The organism is Streptomyces sp. NPDC050164 (assembly GCF_044459945.1).
In the GTDB taxonomy this organism is placed as follows: Bacteria; Actinomycetota; Actinomycetes; order Streptomycetales; family Streptomycetaceae; genus Streptomyces; species Streptomyces coeruleorubidus_A.
Map to the genome: position 1 here is coordinate 48,285 of NZ_JBITJK010000042.1, position 15,748 is coordinate 64,032.

The following is a 15,748-nucleotide window of genomic DNA, read 5'->3' on the forward strand; positions in this document are numbered from 1 at the left end:
CACATCCAGCATGCACTACTGCCGGATCGCCCAGCCCCGGTCCCGCAGCGCGGCACTCAGCACGGGTGCCGCCTTCGGCTCCACCATCAGCTGCACCAGACCGGCCTGCTGCCCGGTCGCGTGCTCGATGCGCACGTCCTCGATGTTGATCCCGGCCCTGCCCGCGTCCGCGAAGATCCGGGCCAGCTGTCCCGGCTGGTCGTCGATGAGCACGGCCACGACCTCGTAGGCACGCGGAGCGGATCCGTGCTTGCCGGGGACGCGGATCTGCCCGGCGTTGCCGCGTCGCAGGACGTCCTCGATGCCGGTGGTGCCGTCGCGGCGCTTGTCCTCGTCGGAGGCCTGCAGGGCGCGCAGGGCCCGCACGGTCTCCTCCAGGTCGGCGGCGACGTCCGTGAGCAGGTCGGCGACCGGCCCGGGGTTCGCCGAGAGGATGTCGATCCACATCCGGGGGTCGGAGGCGGCGATCCGGGTCACGTCCCGGATGCCCTGCCCGCACAGCCGTACGGCGGCCTCCTCGGCGTGCTCCAGGCGCGCGGCGACCAGGCTGGAGACCAGGTGGGGCATGTGGGAGACGAGAGCGACGGCACGGTCGTGGGCGTCGGCGTCCATCACGACCGGCACGGCACGGCAGTGCGAGACCAGCTCCAGGGCGAGGTTCAGCACCTCGGTGTCGGTGTCCCGGGTCGGGGTCAGCACCCAGGGGCGGCCCTCGAAGAGGTCGCCGGTGGCGGCGAGCGGGCCGGACTTCTCCCGGCCCGACATGGGGTGCGTGCCGAGGTACGCCGTCAGGTCGAGGCCGCGTGCCTCCAGCTCGCGGCGCGGCCCGCCCTTGACGCTGGCGACGTCGAGGTAGCCGCGCGCCACACCGCGGCCCATGGCGTCGGCGAGTACGTCGGCCACGTGCGCGGGCGGGGCGGCGACGATCGCGAGGTCGACGGACCCGTCCGGCGCCTCGTCCGTCCCGGCGCCGAGCGCGGCCGCCGTGCGGGCCTGCTCGGGGTCGTGGTCGGCGAGGTGCACGGTGACGCCGCGCTGGGACAGGGCCAGGGCGGCGGACGTGCCGATCAGCCCGGTTCCGATGACGAGTGCGGTCCTCACTGGGCGATGTCCTTGCGCAGGGCGCCCGCGGCGCCGAGGTAGACGTGCGCGATGTCGGCACGGGGCTTGTCGGACTCGATGTGCGCGAGGACGCGGACGACACGCGGCATGGCGCCCTCGATGTCGAGTTCCTGGGCGCAGATCAGCGGGACGTCGACGATGCCGAGCTTGCGGGCGGCTGCCGCCGGGAAGTCGCTGTGCAGGTCGGGCGTGGCCGTGAACCAGACGCTGATCAGGTCCTCGGCGGTGAGGTCGTTGCGCTCCAGGATGGCCGTGAGCAGGGCCCCGACCTGCTCGTCCATGTGCCCGGCCTCGTCCCGTTCGAGTTGGACGGCGCCCCGGACCGCTCGTACCGCCACGGCGTTGCTCCTTGCTGACGTGCGTGTCGCTCTGTGTGTCAAGCCTAGTCAGCCCACGCGGCCGGGGTGCACGGCGCCCATCCGATGAGACACCGGCATTGCCGCCTCTTGGGTATTTTCGGTGCCAAGATGCAGATACTTCCTATTTATCCCTCATCGGCACCTTCGGAGTGACGACATGACCTACGAGACCACACGCCGCACGGTCCTCCTCGCGACGGGAGCGACGGGAGCGGTGGCGTTCGTCGCGGCCTGCGGCGGGGGCGGCGACGACAACGGCTCCGCGTCGACGAGCTCACCGACCGGCCAGGAGACGGCCGGTCGGGATCTGGCCGCCACGGACGAGATCCCCGTCGGCGGCGGAAAGATCTTCAAGGAGGAAGAAGTCGTGGTGACCCAGCCCGAGCAGGGCCAGTTCAAGGCCTTCTCGGCGATCTGCACCCACCAGCGCTGCACGGTGGCGTCCGTCTCCGACGGCACCATCAACTGCGTTTGTCACGGCAGCAAGTTCCGTATCGCCGACGGCTCGGTGGCAGGCGGCCCGGCGACGCGGCCGCTGCCCGCCGAGAAGATCACCGTGGAGGGAAACTCGGTTCGCCTGGCGTAAGGGTCCGCGTACGCTCCCGGACATGCAGCCGGAGGCCCTGGTACGCGATCACACGATCTATGCCTGTGTGATGGGCTCGCGCGCCTTCGGACTGGCGACGGACGACAGCGACACCGACCGCCGTGGCGTGTTCCTGGCTCCCACGCCTCTGTTCTGGCGCTTCGACAAGCCGCCGACGCACGTCGAGGGCCCGGCCGAGGAGCAGTTCAGCTGGGAGCTGGAACGCTTCTGCGAGCTGGCCCTGCGCGCCAACCCCAACATCCTGGAGTGCCTGCACTCCCCGCTCGTGGAGTACACCGACGACACCGGCCGCGAACTGCTCGCCCTGCGGGGGGCGTTCCTCTCCCGTCGGGTCCACGACACGTTCACGCGCTACGCGTACGGCCAGCGCCGCAAGCTGGAAACCCACATCCGCAACCACGGCACCCCCCGCTGGAAGCACGCCATGCACCTGCTCCGCCTGCTGACCAGCGCCCGCGACCTGCTGCACACGGGCACGCTCACGGTCGACGTCGGCGAGCAGCGGGAGTGCCTGCTCGCGGTGAAGCGCGGCGAGGTGCCCTGGTCCGAGGTCGAGACGTGGATGACCCGCCTGGAACGGGAGGCCGAGGAGGCCGCCCGCCGCAGCCCGCTCCCGGCCGCACCGGACCGGCGGCGCGTGGAGGACTTCCTCGCCCGCGCCCGCCGCGCCTGCGTCCTCGGGCCGAGCACCTGATCAGGCGTCCCAGAGCGCCCCGAGGGTCAGCAGGTCGCTGCGGTACTCGATGCGGTCGGCCCACTCGCTCGGCCAGGCCTCGGCGCCCAGGTACGCGCCCGCGAAGGCACCGGCCAGGCAGGCGATGGAGTCCGAGTCGCCGGCGGTGCAGGCGGCACGGCGCAGCGCCGTGAGCGGCTCGTCGGCGAAGAGCAGGAAGCACAGCAGCCCGGTCGCCAGGGCCTCCTCGGCGATCCAGCCCTCACCGGTGGCCAGGCACGGGTCGGACTCGGGCGAGACGGTGCCCACGGCGTGCCGGAGCCGGTCGAGGATCGCCAGGCACTCGTCCCAGCCGCGCGCGATGAACTGCTCGGGGCTCGGGTCCTGGGCCCGGCGCCACAGGTCGCCGAGCCAGCGCTCGTGGTAGTGGCTGCGGTTCTCCAGGGCGTACGAGCGGAGCAGGTCGATCAGCCCGGCCGGCTCGGCGCCCTCCGCGAGCAGCCGTACGGCGTGCGCGGTCAGGTCGGACGCGGCGAGCGCGGTGGGGTGCCCGTGGGTGAGGGCGGACTGCAACTGGGCGGCACCCGCGCGCTGTTCGTCGCTCAGGCCGGGGACCAGCCCCAGGGGCGCGACGCGCATGTTGGCGCCACAGCCCTTGGAGTGGATCTGACTGGCGTCCTGCCAGGGGCGGGACTCGTCCTTCAGCAGCGAGCAGGCCTTCAGGCAGGTGCGGCCCGGAGCCCGGTTGTTCTCCGGCGACTGGTACCAGTCCACGAACTCCTCACGCAGGGGCCGGGTCAGTCGCGAGGGGGTGAGCAGCCCCCGGTCCATCGCCGTCCGCACCGCCCGTCCGAGCGCCAGTGTCATCTGCGTGTCGTCGGAGACGTAAGCCCTCTTCGGCAACGCCAGTTCCCGCCACGGTCCGTGCTTGGCGAGGATCGTCGGCACGTCGTTGAACTCGGTCGGATACCCCAGCGCGTCCCCCAGGGCGAGCCCGGTCAGCGCTCCGGTGGCGGCTTGCTTGTAGACCAGCGTGGTCATGTCAGAAGTCCTTCCGTCCCCGCGCCCGGAAGGACACGGGGAACTCACGGCACTCGCGGTGTACGCGTAAGCCTAGAGATCGACTTCCTGCATCAGCATGCCGACCTCCGTGTTGGACAGCCGCCGCAGCCAGCCGGACTTCTGGTCGCCGAGGGTGATCGGGCCGAACGCGGTGCGGACCAGCTTGTCGACCGGGAAACCGGCCTCCGCGAGCATCCGCCGCACGATGTGCTTGCGGCCCTCGTGGAGGGTGACCTCGACGAGGTAGTTCTTGCCGGTCTGCTGGACGACCCGGAAGTGGTCCGCGCGCGCGTAGCCGTCCTCCAGCTGGATGCCGTCCTTGAGCTGCTTGCCCAGGTCGCGCGGGATGGGGCCGACGATGTGCGCGAGGTAGGTCTTCTTCACGCCGTACCTGGGGTGGGTCAGCCGGTGGGCCAGCTCACCGTGATTGGTGAGCAGGATGACACCCTCGGTCTCGGTGTCGAGCCGTCCGACGTGGAAGAGCCGGGTCTCGCGGTTGGTGACGTAGTCACCGAGGCACTGCCGGCCCTCCGGGTCCTCCATGGTGGAGACGACCCCGGCGGGCTTGTTCAGCGCGAAGAACTGGTAGCTCTGGGTGGCGACGGTCAGTCCGTCGACCTTGATCTCGTCCTTCTCCGGGTCGACCCGCCGCCCCTGCTCCAGCACGATCTCGCCGTTGACCTCGACCCGGGCCTCCTCGATCAGCTCCTCGCAGGCGCGCCGGGAACCGAAGCCCGCGCGGGCGAGGACCTTCTGGATCCGCTCGCCCTCCTGCTCGGCGCCCGGGAAGGTCTTCGGGAGCTTGACCTCCTTCTTCCCGGCGTACCGGTCGCGGTTGCGCTCCTCGACCTGCGCCTCGTACTCGCGGGGGCGCGCCGGGGCCGTACGGCCGTCCTTCTGGGGCTGCTTGGGCCCGCCCTTGGCTCCGCCGCGCGCCGCACCGCCGCGCCCGGCCTTGGGGCCGTCCTTCGTCGCTCCGGGGCCCACGTCGTAGCGGCGCTCCTCGGGGCGGGGCTTGCGGGGGCGGCCCTGCCCCTGCTTCTGGTCCCTGTTGTTACCGGCACCGCGGTGGTTACCGCGTCCGCCGCTCTTGCCGCTGCCGCTGCTTCGCATCAAAGTTCCGTCTGGTCGTCTTCGTCGTCGGTACCCGGGGTGACCGGGCGGCCCGGCACGTCGTCATCAGGCGCGTCCGGGTCGAACGACGGTACGCCTTCCTGGGTCTCGGCCTCGATCGCCTCCGCCTCCGGGAGGAAGGGCGCGAGTTCCGGGAGCTCGTCCAGACCGCGCAGGCCCATCCGCTCCAGAAAGTAGTTCGTCGTCGTGTACAGGATCGCACCTGTTTCGGGTTCCGTGCCCGCCTCCTCGATCAGACCGCGCTGGAGGAGGGTGCGCATGACGCCGTCGCAGTTGACTCCGCGTACGGCGGAGACCCGGCCGCGGCTGACCGGCTGCCGGTAGGCGACGACGGCCAGGGTCTCCAGGGCGGCCTGGGTGAGGCGGGCCTGCTGGCCGTCCAGCACGAAACGCTCGACGGCGGGCGCGTACTCGGCGCGGGTGTAGAACCGCCAGCCGTTCGCCACGAACCGCAGCTCGAAGCCGCGGCCCTGGACGGTGTACTCGTCGGCCAGCTCGCGCAGCGCGTCCGCGATCTGGCGCTTCGGCCGCTCCAGTATCTTCGCGAGGTGCTCCTCGGTCGCGGGCTCGTCCACGACCATGAGGACGGCCTCCAGCGCGGGCTTGAGATCGAGGTCGGCGACGGCACGCAGCCCGGCCGGCACCTCGGTGGCTTGCTGGCTCATGCCTTCTTCTCCTCCTTCGGCGGCTCGGGCGGCCGGTCGAACTCGTCGGTGACGGTCGGTGTCTCGTCCCCGTCTCCGCCGGTCCACCGCACGAGCAGTTCACCGAGCGCGGCCTCCTGCTCCAGCGCGACGGCCTTCTCGCGGTACAGCTCCAGCAGCGCGAGGAACCGGGCCACGACGGTCAGTGTGTCGTCGGTGTCCTCCACGAGCTCCCGGAAGCTGACCTCGCCGAGCTCCCTGAGCCGCGCGACGACGATCCCGGCCTGCTCCTGCACGCTGACCAGCGGGGCGTGGATGTGGTCGACGTACACCTGCGGCTTGGGCTTGGGCTGCATCGCCTTCACGGCGAGCTTGGCGAACCCTTCCGCACCGATGCTGATGACCACCTCGGGCAGCAGCTCGGCATGGTGGGGTTCGAGCCCGACGGTACGCGGATAGCGCCGGGCCTCGTCGTCGAGCCGCCCGCGGAAGATGTCCGCGATCTGCTTGTACGCGCGGTACTGGAGCAGCCGGGCGAACAGCAGGTCCCGGGCTTCGAGCAGCGCGAGGTCGGCCTCGTCCTCCACCTCGGCGGCGGGCAGCAGCCGTGCCGCCTTCAGATCGAGCAGCGTGGCCGCGACGACGAGGAACTCGGTCGTCTCGTCCAGGTCCCAGTCCGGCCCCATCGCCCGGATGTACGCCATGAACTCATCGGTCACCTTCGACAGCGCGACCTCGGTGACGTCCAGCTTGTGCCTGGAGATCAGCTGGAGCAGCAGATCGAAGGGCCCCTCGAAGTTGGCGAGCCGGACCTTGAAGACCCCGTCATCGCCGTCGGCACCGCCGGCCGGGGGCTGGGCGGTGCCCCCCGACTCGCTCCGGTCCTGCGGGGCCCGCGCTCCGGGGGCCGCCCCGGCTTCGGCCAGGGCCTGTGGAGACACCGCCTCGGCTCCCGGCTCCGCAACGGCGACCCCGGCGTCGGCAGCGGCCCCGGGGGCGGAAGGAAGCGCCTCGCGCCGGAACCCGGTCTCCACGGACTCGGCAGCCGGGGCGGCGGTCTCGGCCGCAGCCACCGGCCCGGGGGCGGGACGCTCACGCCCCGCCTCCGGATGACCGGCCCCGGTCCCTGGCCTGGAGGCGTCGTCCACGTCCGGAGAAGCGCCCTCGCGGCCCGCCCCGGGACCGGCTGCCCCTGCCGCACGCCCCGGTCGAGGCCTTCCGGCCGCCGTCCCCGGCTCGACGGGGACCTGTCGCTCCACAACGCCGGGCGGCTCATCGGCAGCCAACGCCTGCGCGCCGGCCGCTTCCTCCTCGCACCAGGCACCCGACCCGGCAGCCTCGGTCTCCTCGGGGGTCCCGCCGGACTCGGCGGTGTCCTCGGGCAGCTCACCGGGCCCGACCACATCCGTCGGCTCAACCGGCGGAGCCCCCGGCCCGCGCCCCAGCGCGCGTCGGCGGCCGGACGGGCCGCCGACGGGCGGTGGGGAAGCGTTCGAGGTCATGACCTCCGCAGGCTACCGCTACCGCCCGCGCAGCCGTCGTACGAGGATGCTGGCGTCCCCGCGGGTCTCCAGGTCGGCGAGGACCACGGCGACCGCCTCGCGGACGATACGGCCGCGGTCGACGGCCAGGCCGTGCTCGCCACGGAGCACGAGACGGGCGTGCTCCAGGTCCATGAGCTCCTCGGCCGACACGTAGACCGTGATCTTCTCGTCGTGCCGCTCACGGCCGCTGGGACGGCGCGCTGCGGCCCGCCCGCGCTTGCGCGGTGCCGCCGCGGCGGCACCGGCCGCACCCGCGGCAGAACCTTCCTGCGCCGCCTGCCGCCGGGCGGAGCCGGAGCGGCTGCGGGACTCCCCGGCCTCAGCCGACTCCGCGTCCGCCGCGACATGCTCCGCGCCCTCGCCGTCACCGCCCTGCGCGGGCACCGACTGCGGCACGTCCTCCGCGGCCGCTGCCGCCACCGCGTCGCCCTCCCCCGCCGGAGCGGGCACCCGGGCGTCGCCGTTGGCCTGACGCCGGGGCGTGGACGACTGAAGCGCCATCCCCCCTGTCGTACGGAAGAGTTCGTCGGCCCCCGGCAGACTCACTCGGCGTGACACCGGGCGAGCACCTCCCTGGCGAGCTGGCGGTAGGCGGCGGCACCGACGGAGTTGGAGGCGTACGTGGTGATCGGTTCACCGGCGACCGTGGTCTCCGGGAAGCGGACCGTGCGCCCGATGACCGTGTGGTAGACGTGGTCGTCGAACGCCTCGACAACACGCGCGAGCACCTCACGGCTGTGCACAGTGCGCGAGTCGTACATCGTGGCGAGGATCCCGTCGAGCTCCAGCTCGGGGTTGAGCCGCTCCTGGACCTTCTCGATGGTCTCGGTCAGCAGGGCCACACCGCGCAGCGCGAAGAACTCGCACTCCAGCGGCACGATCACCTTGTGCGCGGCCGTCAGCGCGTTGACCGTGAGCAGGCCGAGCGAGGGCTGACAGTCGATGACGATGAAGTCGTAGTCGTCCAGCAGCGGCTTCAGGGCGCGTTGCAGGGTCGACTCGCGGGCGACCTCGGAGACCAGCTGGACCTCGGCCGCCGACAGGTCGATGTTGCTGGGCAGCAGGTCCATGTTGGGGACCGCCGTCTTCAGCAGCACCTCGTCGGCCGCCATCCCCCGCTCCATGAGCAGGTTGTAGACGGTGAGGTCGAGTTCCATGGGGTTGACGCCGAGTCCGACCGACAGCGCGCCCTGCGGGTCGAAGTCCACGAGCAGAACCCGGCGTCCGTACTCCGCGAGCGCGGCACCCAGGTTGATGGTCGACGTCGTCTTGCCGACGCCGCCCTTCTGGTTGCACATCGCGATGATCTTCGCGGGTCCGTGGTCGGTCAGCGGGCCCGGGATCGGGAAGTACGGCAGCGGGCGCCCGGTCGGACCGATGCGCTCCCGGCGCTGTCTGGCCGCGTCGGGCGCGAGAGTGGCCGCGTACTCGGGGTCGGGCTCGTACTCCGCGTCGGGGTCGTAGAAGTGCCCCTCGGGCAGTTCGTCGTAGTCGGCGAAGTGGTTGTGGGGCGCGCCACTTCCGTCGCCGGCCATGGCGTTCACGTGATGGCCATCCATCTTCTGGTGTGCTGTGTGAGTCGCCTGCTGACTCTGGTGGGCTGCGAAGGTGCGCACAGCGACGGAGCCGACAGCAGCGAACCCCGCGGGACCCTGGCCCCGTGCAGGCATTCCTGGTTGACCACCCCCGGGAGTAAATGTCGACTCATTCACAAGTCGTCTTACCTCCTTGGTGACCAGGAAACTTCTAGACAGGTCAGCGTGGCACCATGCCGACGATTGGCGACTCTATGGCGTGTCGGGCGTCCGCAGCAACACAATCCGCCGGACCCGGCCCGATGTGTCGGCAATGAAACATCCCTCTGTCAAGGGCGTACGGCCGTCGCACGGCAGGTTTCACCGGTGTGCGAATCGGTTGAAGGGTTACGTTCGAGGCGAGTTGCCCGAGAATCGCGAAGTGACCATACACACATCCGGCCGGACCTTGTCGGGCAAGGTCCGGCCGGGTGCGCGGCATTGACGACCTGTGTTGACGTATCGCCTTTACCTGTTGGTGACTTAGCCGACTTACCGGCCGACGGGCTCAGCCGAGCAGCGAGGACAGCTCCACGTGTTCCACGTCGTGCGCCTCGGCGACCTCCTTGTAAACGACCTTGCCGTCATGGGTGTTGAGACCCTTGGCCAGTGCCGGGTCGCGGCGCAGGGCCTGAGCCCAGCCGTGGTCGGCGAGCTCCACGATGTAGGGAAGCGTGGCGTTGGTCAGCGCGTAGGTGGAGGTGTTCGGCACCGCGCCGGGCATGTTGGCGACGCAGTAGAAGACCGAGTTGTGGACCTGGAAGGTCGGCTCGGCGTGGGTGGTCGGACGGGAGTCCTCGAAGCAGCCGCCCTGGTCGATCGCGATGTCGACAAGGACACTTCCGGGCTTCATCCGCGAGACGAGCTCGTTGGTGACCAGCTTGGGAGCCTTGGCGCCGGGGACCAGGACGGCACCGATGACGAGGTCGGCCTCCAAGCAGGCCTTCTCCAGCTCCAGCGCGTTGGAGACGACGGTCTGGATCTTCGTGCCGAAGATCTTGTCCGCCTCGCGGAGCTTGTTGACGTCCTTGTCGAGCAGGGTCACGTGGAAGCCCAGGCCGATGGCGATCTGCGCCGCCTGCCAGCCGGAGACGCCGCCGCCGATGACGACGGCCCGGCCGGCCGGCACGCCGGGGACGCCGCCGGGCAGCACGCCGCGGCCGCCATTGGCGCGCATCAGGTGGTAGGCGCCGACCTGCGGGGCCAGCCGGCCCGCGACCTCGGACATCGGGGCGAGCAGCGGCAGCGCGCGGCCGGGCAGCTCGACCGTCTCGTAGGCGATCGCCGTGGTGCCGGACTCCAGCAGGGCGTCCGTGCACTCCTTGGAGGCGGCCAGGTGCAGGTAGGTGAAGAGCGTCTGGTCCTTGCGGAGGCGGTGGTACTCCTCGGCGATGGGCTCCTTGACCTTCAGCAGCAGGTCGGCGCCGGCCCACACCTCGTCGGCGGTGTCCAGGATCCGCGCACCGGCGGCGACGTACTCCTCGTCCGTGATCGAGGAGCCGACACCGGCGCCGCGCTCGATGACGACCTGGTGGCCATGACGTACCAGCTCGTGCACGCCGGCGGGGGTGATGGCCACCCGGAACTCGTTGTTCTTGACCTCGCGGGGGATGCCGACCTTCACGTCGATCACGGTCCTTGGCTCAGAGGGTATGGGCGCATTACTAGACATACCCGGGCGCACACGGGCACACCGGGAGAGACCGCAGGAGAACGTGCGGCACGGCCAGTCTAATGAAGGCGTTCCCGCTGTCTAGCCTTTCATTGCATCAATCTTCAGCGGATGCGCTACGGATTTCGCAGGCGTCAGGTTCCGATTTCAGGTGTGAGTCGCCGTGGGAGCCCGCTACGGGCTCTTCCTCGTCCTCCTGGTGCTCGCCGAGGATCCGCTCGGCGGTGCCCCGGTGCAGCCGGGCCGACGCGGGGTCGCCGAGGTGCTCCAGGGTGTCGGCGACCCGCAGATGCAGCGCGGCCTGCAACCGCGTGTCCTCGGCCCGCCGCGCCCACTCCACGGCCTCCCGGCAGGTGCGCAAGGACTCCTCGGGGCGGCCCGCGTACTCCTGGACCCGCGCCAACTCGCTCAGGGCGCGCGCCTGGGCGCCCACGTCGCCGTCCTTGCGGTGCCCGGCGATCGCCGCGCGCCAGTTCCGCAGGGCCTCGCCGTAGCGGCCCGCGTAGGTGTGGGCGGCGGCGATCCGCCCGTACAGCCGGGCGGCGTCGGCGCGCTCGTCCCGGGCCAGCCGCTCGACCAGGGCCCGGCCGAACCAGTCGGCGGCCCGGTCGAAGTCGCCGAGCTCCAGATGCGCACCGCCTACGGATTCCATCGCGCGGCCGGTCGCGTACGGATCGTTCACCTCGCGTCCGGCGTCCAGCGCGGCCCGGTAGCGGGCCAGGGCGTCGGCCGTGCGGCCGGTCCGGGCGTCGAGATCGCCGAGGTTCAGCAGGGCGGCGGCCCGCTCGCGGGGCAGGTTCCGGCGCTCGGCCACATCGAGGACCAGGCTGTGGATGACGTACAGGTCGGGCGCCGCCGCCTGGGTGCCGACATGCGCCACCATGGCCCGCACCAGCTGGGACATCAGCCGCCGGGCCAGGGTGTCCAGCTGTCCGTCGGCGACCGCGAGCCGGGCCGAGGCCAGCAGGGCGGGCCGGGTCACGCGCAGCCACTCGGCGGCCGCCCGCGGCGTGGGAAAGCGCAGGGCACGCGGCAGGTCGAGGAGCTTCTGGCGGGCCTGGGGGCTGTCGGTCTCGGTGATCGCCCGGCAGGCCTGGAGCAGGCGTACGGTCCGCTCCAGCATGCGGGCGCGGGCCAGCTGCAGCTCGGCCGGGCGCTCGTGGCGCTCGGCGAGGACGCGGAGCCGGTCGTGCAGACAGCCCGGCACCTCGTACTGCGGCAGCGGCGAGTCCACCGCGTGCAGGAAGCCGAGGGCGACGAAGTCGTCCAGGGTCGTGCGGGCGCCGGCGACCGAGCAGCCGGCGAGCGCGGAGGCGGTCTGCGGGTCGACGAGTCCGGCCGGGGCGAGGGCGAGCAGGCGCAGCATCCGGGCGGCGGTGGCGGGCAGGGCGGCATAGGCGAGGCGGAAGACCCGGTTCAGCGCGGTCCCCTCGGCGTCTTCGGCGCGCAGTTGCTTGGCGAGGTCGGAGACGGCCGCCTTGGGGCGGGCGGCGAGCCAGCCGCCCGCCAGCATCAGCGCGGCCGGCTGCCCCTGGCACTCCTCGGCGAGGCCCTCGGCGGCCCGGGGGTCGACGGTGATGCGGACCGAGCCGGTGTGCCGGGACAGCAGCTCCACCCCGGACTTGGCGTCCAGGCCGCCCAGCGTGCACGGGCGGACGTCCGAGATGCCGGTCAGCGGGCCCTCGGAGACCGCGACGACCAGGCAGTCCGCGGTGTCGGGCAGCAGGGCGTCGACCTGCTCGGCGTCGGCCGCGTCGTCCAGCAGGAGCAGCGCCCGGCGGTCGGCCAGGGCGGTGCGCAGGGCATCGGTGAGGTCGTCTTCGCAGGCGCCGGCCGGGGCCTGCCGGCCCAGGGCGGCGAGCAGCTCCCGGGCGGTGTGCTCGACCGGCACGGGGGCGCCGTCGGGGTCGCTCAGGCGGGCGCGCAGCACCCCGTCCGGGTAACGGTCGGCGACCTGCCGTACGAGCTCCTCGGCGAGTGCGGTGCGCCCCGAGCCGGGCCGGCCGGCGATGAGCAGCACGCGCGCGCGTGGGGGCTTGCGGCCGGCGAGGGTGTCGAGACCGGCGCGCTCGATGTCGGCGCGCAGTTCCTTCAACTCCCGTGTGCGGCCCAGGAACCGGCTCTCCCCGGAAGCGTGTCCGGTCAGCCGCACGGCGCCTGTCTCCACGACCTGATCCGTCACGGGCCACACTCCCGTCCCACCACACGCACAAGCCCGCCGGGACTCCGGTCCGGGCGTGAACAGAGCCTAGTTCACGCTCTGCAACGCCCCGGCCGGAGCACGACGGGCACGGCGGGCACATCCCCCGATCGGATCAGCCGATCTTCACACCACAAGCGGGGCGGGCTCCCGGTCAACCGTCAGCGGCCCTCGTGCCGCCCGGTGGGTGCGGCGAACCGGCGGGGCGGTCTGACGGCCACGGAGCATCTGCTGCCCGTGGGCGGCGATGACGGCGATGCGCACACGATGTGCAGCAGCGCCCGGGCCGCCACTGACCGCTCGGCGCTCGCGCCGGCCGGGGTCCGCCACCGCGCCGAGTACGTCGGCACGCCTGGGGCGACCGGGGCCTCTCCTCGAGCGAAGCGAAGAGCTCGGGGGTGCGGCGGCCGTCGCACCAGACTGCGCAACACCACCCGCCCTGCCGCCGCAGGCGCCGCTGCCACCGAGGCGGCAGGGCCCGTCACCCAGGCAGCGTGCCAGCGGCCGCATCCACCACCCGACCCGGATCCGCCACCCAGTTCCGCCCCACCCCCGGCGGGTTCACGCCTCGAACGGACGCGCCGGCCACGGCGCCTGGGCCGGGCGCAGGGCGTCCAGGCCGTCGCCGGCTCGGGCGGCGACCAGGGAGAGGACGCCCACGACGAGGCAGGTGTTGTGCAGGTCTCCGGCCAGCACGCCCCGGACGAGGTCCTCGACCGGCACCCGGTCGAGCTCCATGTCGGCCTCTTCCTCCTCGACCGCGAAGCGCTCGCCCTCGGCCTCGGACAGATCGCGGGCGAGGAAGATCCGGACGGCCTCGTCGCAGCCGCCGGGAGTGGTGTACACGTCGGTCAGCACCCGCCAGTCCTCGGCCTTGACGTGCGCCTCCTCGTACAGCTCGCGCTGCGCGGCGTGCAGCGGGTTCTCGCCGGGGACGTCGAGCAGACCGGCCGGGATCTCCCACAGCTTGTGGCGCACGGGGTGGCGGTACTGGCGCAGGACCAGGACGCGGTCGGCCTCGTCGAGGGCGAGGACGGCCACGGAGCCGGGGTGAACCTGGTAGTCGCGGCCGACCACGGTGCCGTCGGGCATGACCACGTCGTCGGTGCGGACGGAGGTCTTGTTGCCCACGAAGGGGGTGTCCGTCGCCCGGATCTCCCACTCCTCCGGGGTGTCCTTGATCGTCATGCCTGTCCTTCCAGGTGCCCGGCACGACTGAACGTGCCGGGCCCGACGTGCCGAAAGAGAAACCGGGGTGCACACCCTTTGAAGGGATGCACCCCGGCCACCGTACAACTGGTGTGTTACTTCGAAGTCTTCCGCTCGACCGCGGCCCTGACGAGCCCGGCGAACAGCGGGTGCGGGCGCGTCGGGCGCGAGCGCAGCTCCGGGTGCGCCTGAGTGGCGACCAAGTACGGGTGGACGTCGCGCGGGTACTCGACGTACTCGACGAGCTTGCCGTCCGGGGACGTACCGGAGAACAGGATGCCCGCCCGCTTCTCCAGCTCGGCGCGGTAGGCGTTGTTCACCTCGTAGCGGTGCCGGTGGCGCTCCTCGACGTACTCCTTGCCGTCGTACACCTCGCGCACGATCGAGCCCTCGGCCAGCTTCGCCGGGTACATGCCGAGCCGCATGGTGCCGCCCATGTCGCCCTCACCGGCGACGATGTCGAGCTGCTCGGCCATCGTGGAGATGACCGGGTGGGCGGTGGCCGGGTCGAACTCGGTGGAGTTGGCGTCGCCGATGTCGGCCAGGCTCCGCGCCGCCTCGATCACGATGCACTGCAGGCCGAGGCAGAGGCCGAGCAGCGGGATCTTGTTCTCGCGGGCGTACTTGATCGCGCCGACCTTGCCGAGCACACCGCGGTCGCCGAAGCCGCCGGGGACGCAGATGCCGTCGACGTCGCCGAGCTGCGCCGCGGCGCCCGCCGGGGTCTTGCAGTCGTCGGAGGTGACCCACTTGATCTTCACGCGGGCGCGGTTGGCGAAGCCGCCGGCGCGCAGCGCCTCGGTGACCGACAGGTAGGCGTCTGGCAGGTCGATGTACTTGCCGACCAGGGCGAGGGTGATCTCGTGGTCGGGGTTGTGGACGCGGTCGAGCAGGTCGTCCCAGGTCGTCCAGTCGACGTCGCGGAAGGGCAGGTCGAGCTTGCGGACGACGTAGGCGTCCAGGCCCTCGCCGTGCACGGTCTTCGGGATGTCGTAGATCGAGCGGGCGTCGGGGCAGGCCACGACGGCGGCCTCGTCGACGTCGCACATCAGGGAGATCTTGCGCTTGATCGCGGTGGGCACCTCGCGGTCGCAGCGCAGCACGATCGCGTCCGGCTGGATACCGATGTTGCGCAGGGCCGCAACCGAGTGCTGGGTGGGCTTCGTCTTCAGCTCACCCGAGGGGCCGATGTACGGCAGGAGCGAGATATGGACGACGAAGACGTTGTCACGGCCGACCTCGTGCCGCACCTGGCGGACGGTCTCCAGGAACGGCAGCGACTCGATGTCGCCGACCGTGCCGCCGACCTCCGTGATCACGACGTCGACCTCGTCCGTCGCCATGCGGCGGATGCGGTGCTTGATCTCGTTCGTGATGTGCGGGATGACCTGCACGGTGTCGCCCAGGTACTCGCCGCGCCGCTCCTTGGCGATCACGGTGGAGTACACCTGGCCGGTGGTGACGTTGGCCGAGCCGTCCAGGTCGCGGTCGAGGAAGCGCTCGTAGTGGCCGATGTCCAGGTCGGTCTCGGCGCCGTCGTTGGTGACGAACACCTCACCGTGCTGGAAGGGGTTCATCGTGCCCGGGTCGACGTTCAGGTACGGGTCGAGCTTCTGCATCACGACGCGCAGACCGCGGGCCTTGAGCAGCATGCCGAGGCTGGAGGCCGTCAGGCCCTTGCCGAGCGAGGAGGCGACACCCCCGGTGACGAAGATGTGCTTGGTCGTCGAGTTACGAAAAGCAGCGGGCGGCATGGCCAAGACGGGGCTCCCGTGGTCGCGGTCTGGGGGTGCGGTGCGGCTGCCTGCGGAGAAGTTTCCGGGGGTTGCCGTCGCTGCGGTTCGGGGGTTTGCTGCCCACCGGTCCACGGGCTACCAGCGTATCAGCGCCGCGGGGAGATGGCTTCCGGCCACGCTCCGCGCACGCGCCGACACGGAGACGGTCGCCC

The 15,748-nt window shown here is 71.7% G+C and carries 14 protein-coding genes; 2 read left to right on the top strand and 12 right to left on the bottom strand.

Annotation, left to right across the window (positions count from 1 at the left end):
* Nucleotides 1-15: 15 nt before the first annotated feature.
* Both ACIBNA_RS37275 and aroH read right to left on the bottom strand, forming a co-directional pair.
* The gene (locus ACIBNA_RS37275) at nucleotides 16-1,101 is read right to left on the bottom strand and encodes a prephenate dehydrogenase (RefSeq protein WP_399169649.1); all 1,086 of its coding nucleotides are present in this window, start codon (nucleotides 1,099-1,101) and stop codon (nucleotides 16-18) included.
* Complete coding sequence (gene aroH, locus ACIBNA_RS37280) at nucleotides 1,098-1,460, bottom strand: chorismate mutase (protein WP_274815279.1); 363 nt, start codon at nucleotides 1,458-1,460, stop codon at nucleotides 1,098-1,100. Before aroH ends, ACIBNA_RS37275 begins: the two co-directional genes overlap by 4 nt.
* Nucleotides 1,461-1,638: 178 nt before the next feature.
* On the opposite strand from aroH, the gene ACIBNA_RS37285 reads away from it, so the two are divergent.
* The gene (locus ACIBNA_RS37285) at nucleotides 1,639-2,067 is read left to right on the top strand and encodes a Rieske (2Fe-2S) protein (protein ID WP_399169650.1); all 429 of its coding nucleotides are present in this window, start codon (nucleotides 1,639-1,641) and stop codon (nucleotides 2,065-2,067) included.
* Between the two features lie 22 nt (nucleotides 2,068-2,089).
* Nucleotides 2,090-2,782: a DNA polymerase beta superfamily protein gene (locus ACIBNA_RS37290; RefSeq protein WP_399169651.1), complete on the top strand. Its 693-nt coding sequence runs from the start codon at nucleotides 2,090-2,092 to the stop codon at nucleotides 2,780-2,782.
* Here the strand turns inward: ACIBNA_RS37290 and ACIBNA_RS37295 are convergent, their stop codons facing one another.
* The 10 genes from ACIBNA_RS37295 to ACIBNA_RS37340 all read right to left on the bottom strand — a co-directional run bounded on the left by ACIBNA_RS37295 (nucleotide 2,783) and on the right by ACIBNA_RS37340 (nucleotide 15,554).
* Nucleotides 2,783-3,802 carry an ADP-ribosylglycohydrolase family protein gene (locus ACIBNA_RS37295; protein ID WP_399169652.1) on the bottom strand — a complete coding sequence of 340 codons (1,020 nt, stop codon included), beginning with the start codon at nucleotides 3,800-3,802 and terminating at the stop codon, nucleotides 2,783-2,785.
* Nucleotides 3,803-3,874: 72 nt separating this feature from the next.
* Complete coding sequence (locus tag ACIBNA_RS37300) at nucleotides 3,875-4,936, bottom strand: pseudouridine synthase (protein WP_399169653.1); 1,062 nt, start codon at nucleotides 4,934-4,936, stop codon at nucleotides 3,875-3,877.
* Nucleotides 4,936-5,622 carry an SMC-Scp complex subunit ScpB gene (gene scpB / locus ACIBNA_RS37305; protein WP_399169654.1) on the bottom strand — a complete coding sequence of 229 codons (687 nt, stop codon included), beginning with the start codon at nucleotides 5,620-5,622 and terminating at the stop codon, nucleotides 4,936-4,938. The genes ACIBNA_RS37300 and scpB overlap by 1 nt, the downstream gene beginning before the upstream one ends.
* Nucleotides 5,619-6,635: a segregation and condensation protein A gene (locus ACIBNA_RS37310; RefSeq protein WP_399169671.1), complete on the bottom strand. Its 1,017-nt coding sequence runs from the start codon at nucleotides 6,633-6,635 to the stop codon at nucleotides 5,619-5,621. The genes scpB and ACIBNA_RS37310 overlap by 4 nt, the downstream gene beginning before the upstream one ends.
* Nucleotides 6,636-7,121: 486 nt before the next feature.
* Nucleotides 7,122-7,703: a hypothetical protein gene (locus ACIBNA_RS37315; RefSeq protein ID WP_399169655.1), complete on the bottom strand. Its 582-nt coding sequence runs from the start codon at nucleotides 7,701-7,703 to the stop codon at nucleotides 7,122-7,124.
* Nucleotides 7,688-8,815 (bottom strand): ParA family protein, encoded by a 1,128-nt coding sequence (locus ACIBNA_RS37320; protein WP_078602950.1) that lies wholly within the window; start codon nucleotides 8,813-8,815, stop codon nucleotides 7,688-7,690. The genes ACIBNA_RS37315 and ACIBNA_RS37320 overlap by 16 nt, the downstream gene beginning before the upstream one ends.
* Before the next feature lie 412 nt (nucleotides 8,816-9,227).
* Nucleotides 9,228-10,352, bottom strand: a complete 1,125-nt coding sequence (gene ald / locus ACIBNA_RS37325; RefSeq protein WP_399169656.1) for an alanine dehydrogenase — start codon at nucleotides 10,350-10,352, stop codon at nucleotides 9,228-9,230.
* A gap of 136 nt (nucleotides 10,353-10,488) precedes the next feature.
* Complete coding sequence (locus tag ACIBNA_RS37330) at nucleotides 10,489-12,573, bottom strand: tetratricopeptide repeat protein (protein WP_399169657.1); 2,085 nt, start codon at nucleotides 12,571-12,573, stop codon at nucleotides 10,489-10,491.
* A gap of 579 nt (nucleotides 12,574-13,152) precedes the next feature.
* A complete protein-coding gene (locus ACIBNA_RS37335; RefSeq protein ID WP_274815289.1) occupies nucleotides 13,153-13,779 on the bottom strand; it encodes an NUDIX hydrolase in 627 nt (208 codons plus the stop codon).
* 116 nt (nucleotides 13,780-13,895) lie between these two features.
* Nucleotides 13,896-15,554, bottom strand: a complete 1,659-nt coding sequence (locus tag ACIBNA_RS37340) for a CTP synthase (protein ID WP_399169672.1) — start codon at nucleotides 15,552-15,554, stop codon at nucleotides 13,896-13,898.
* Nucleotides 15,555-15,748: the final 194 nt, after the last annotated feature.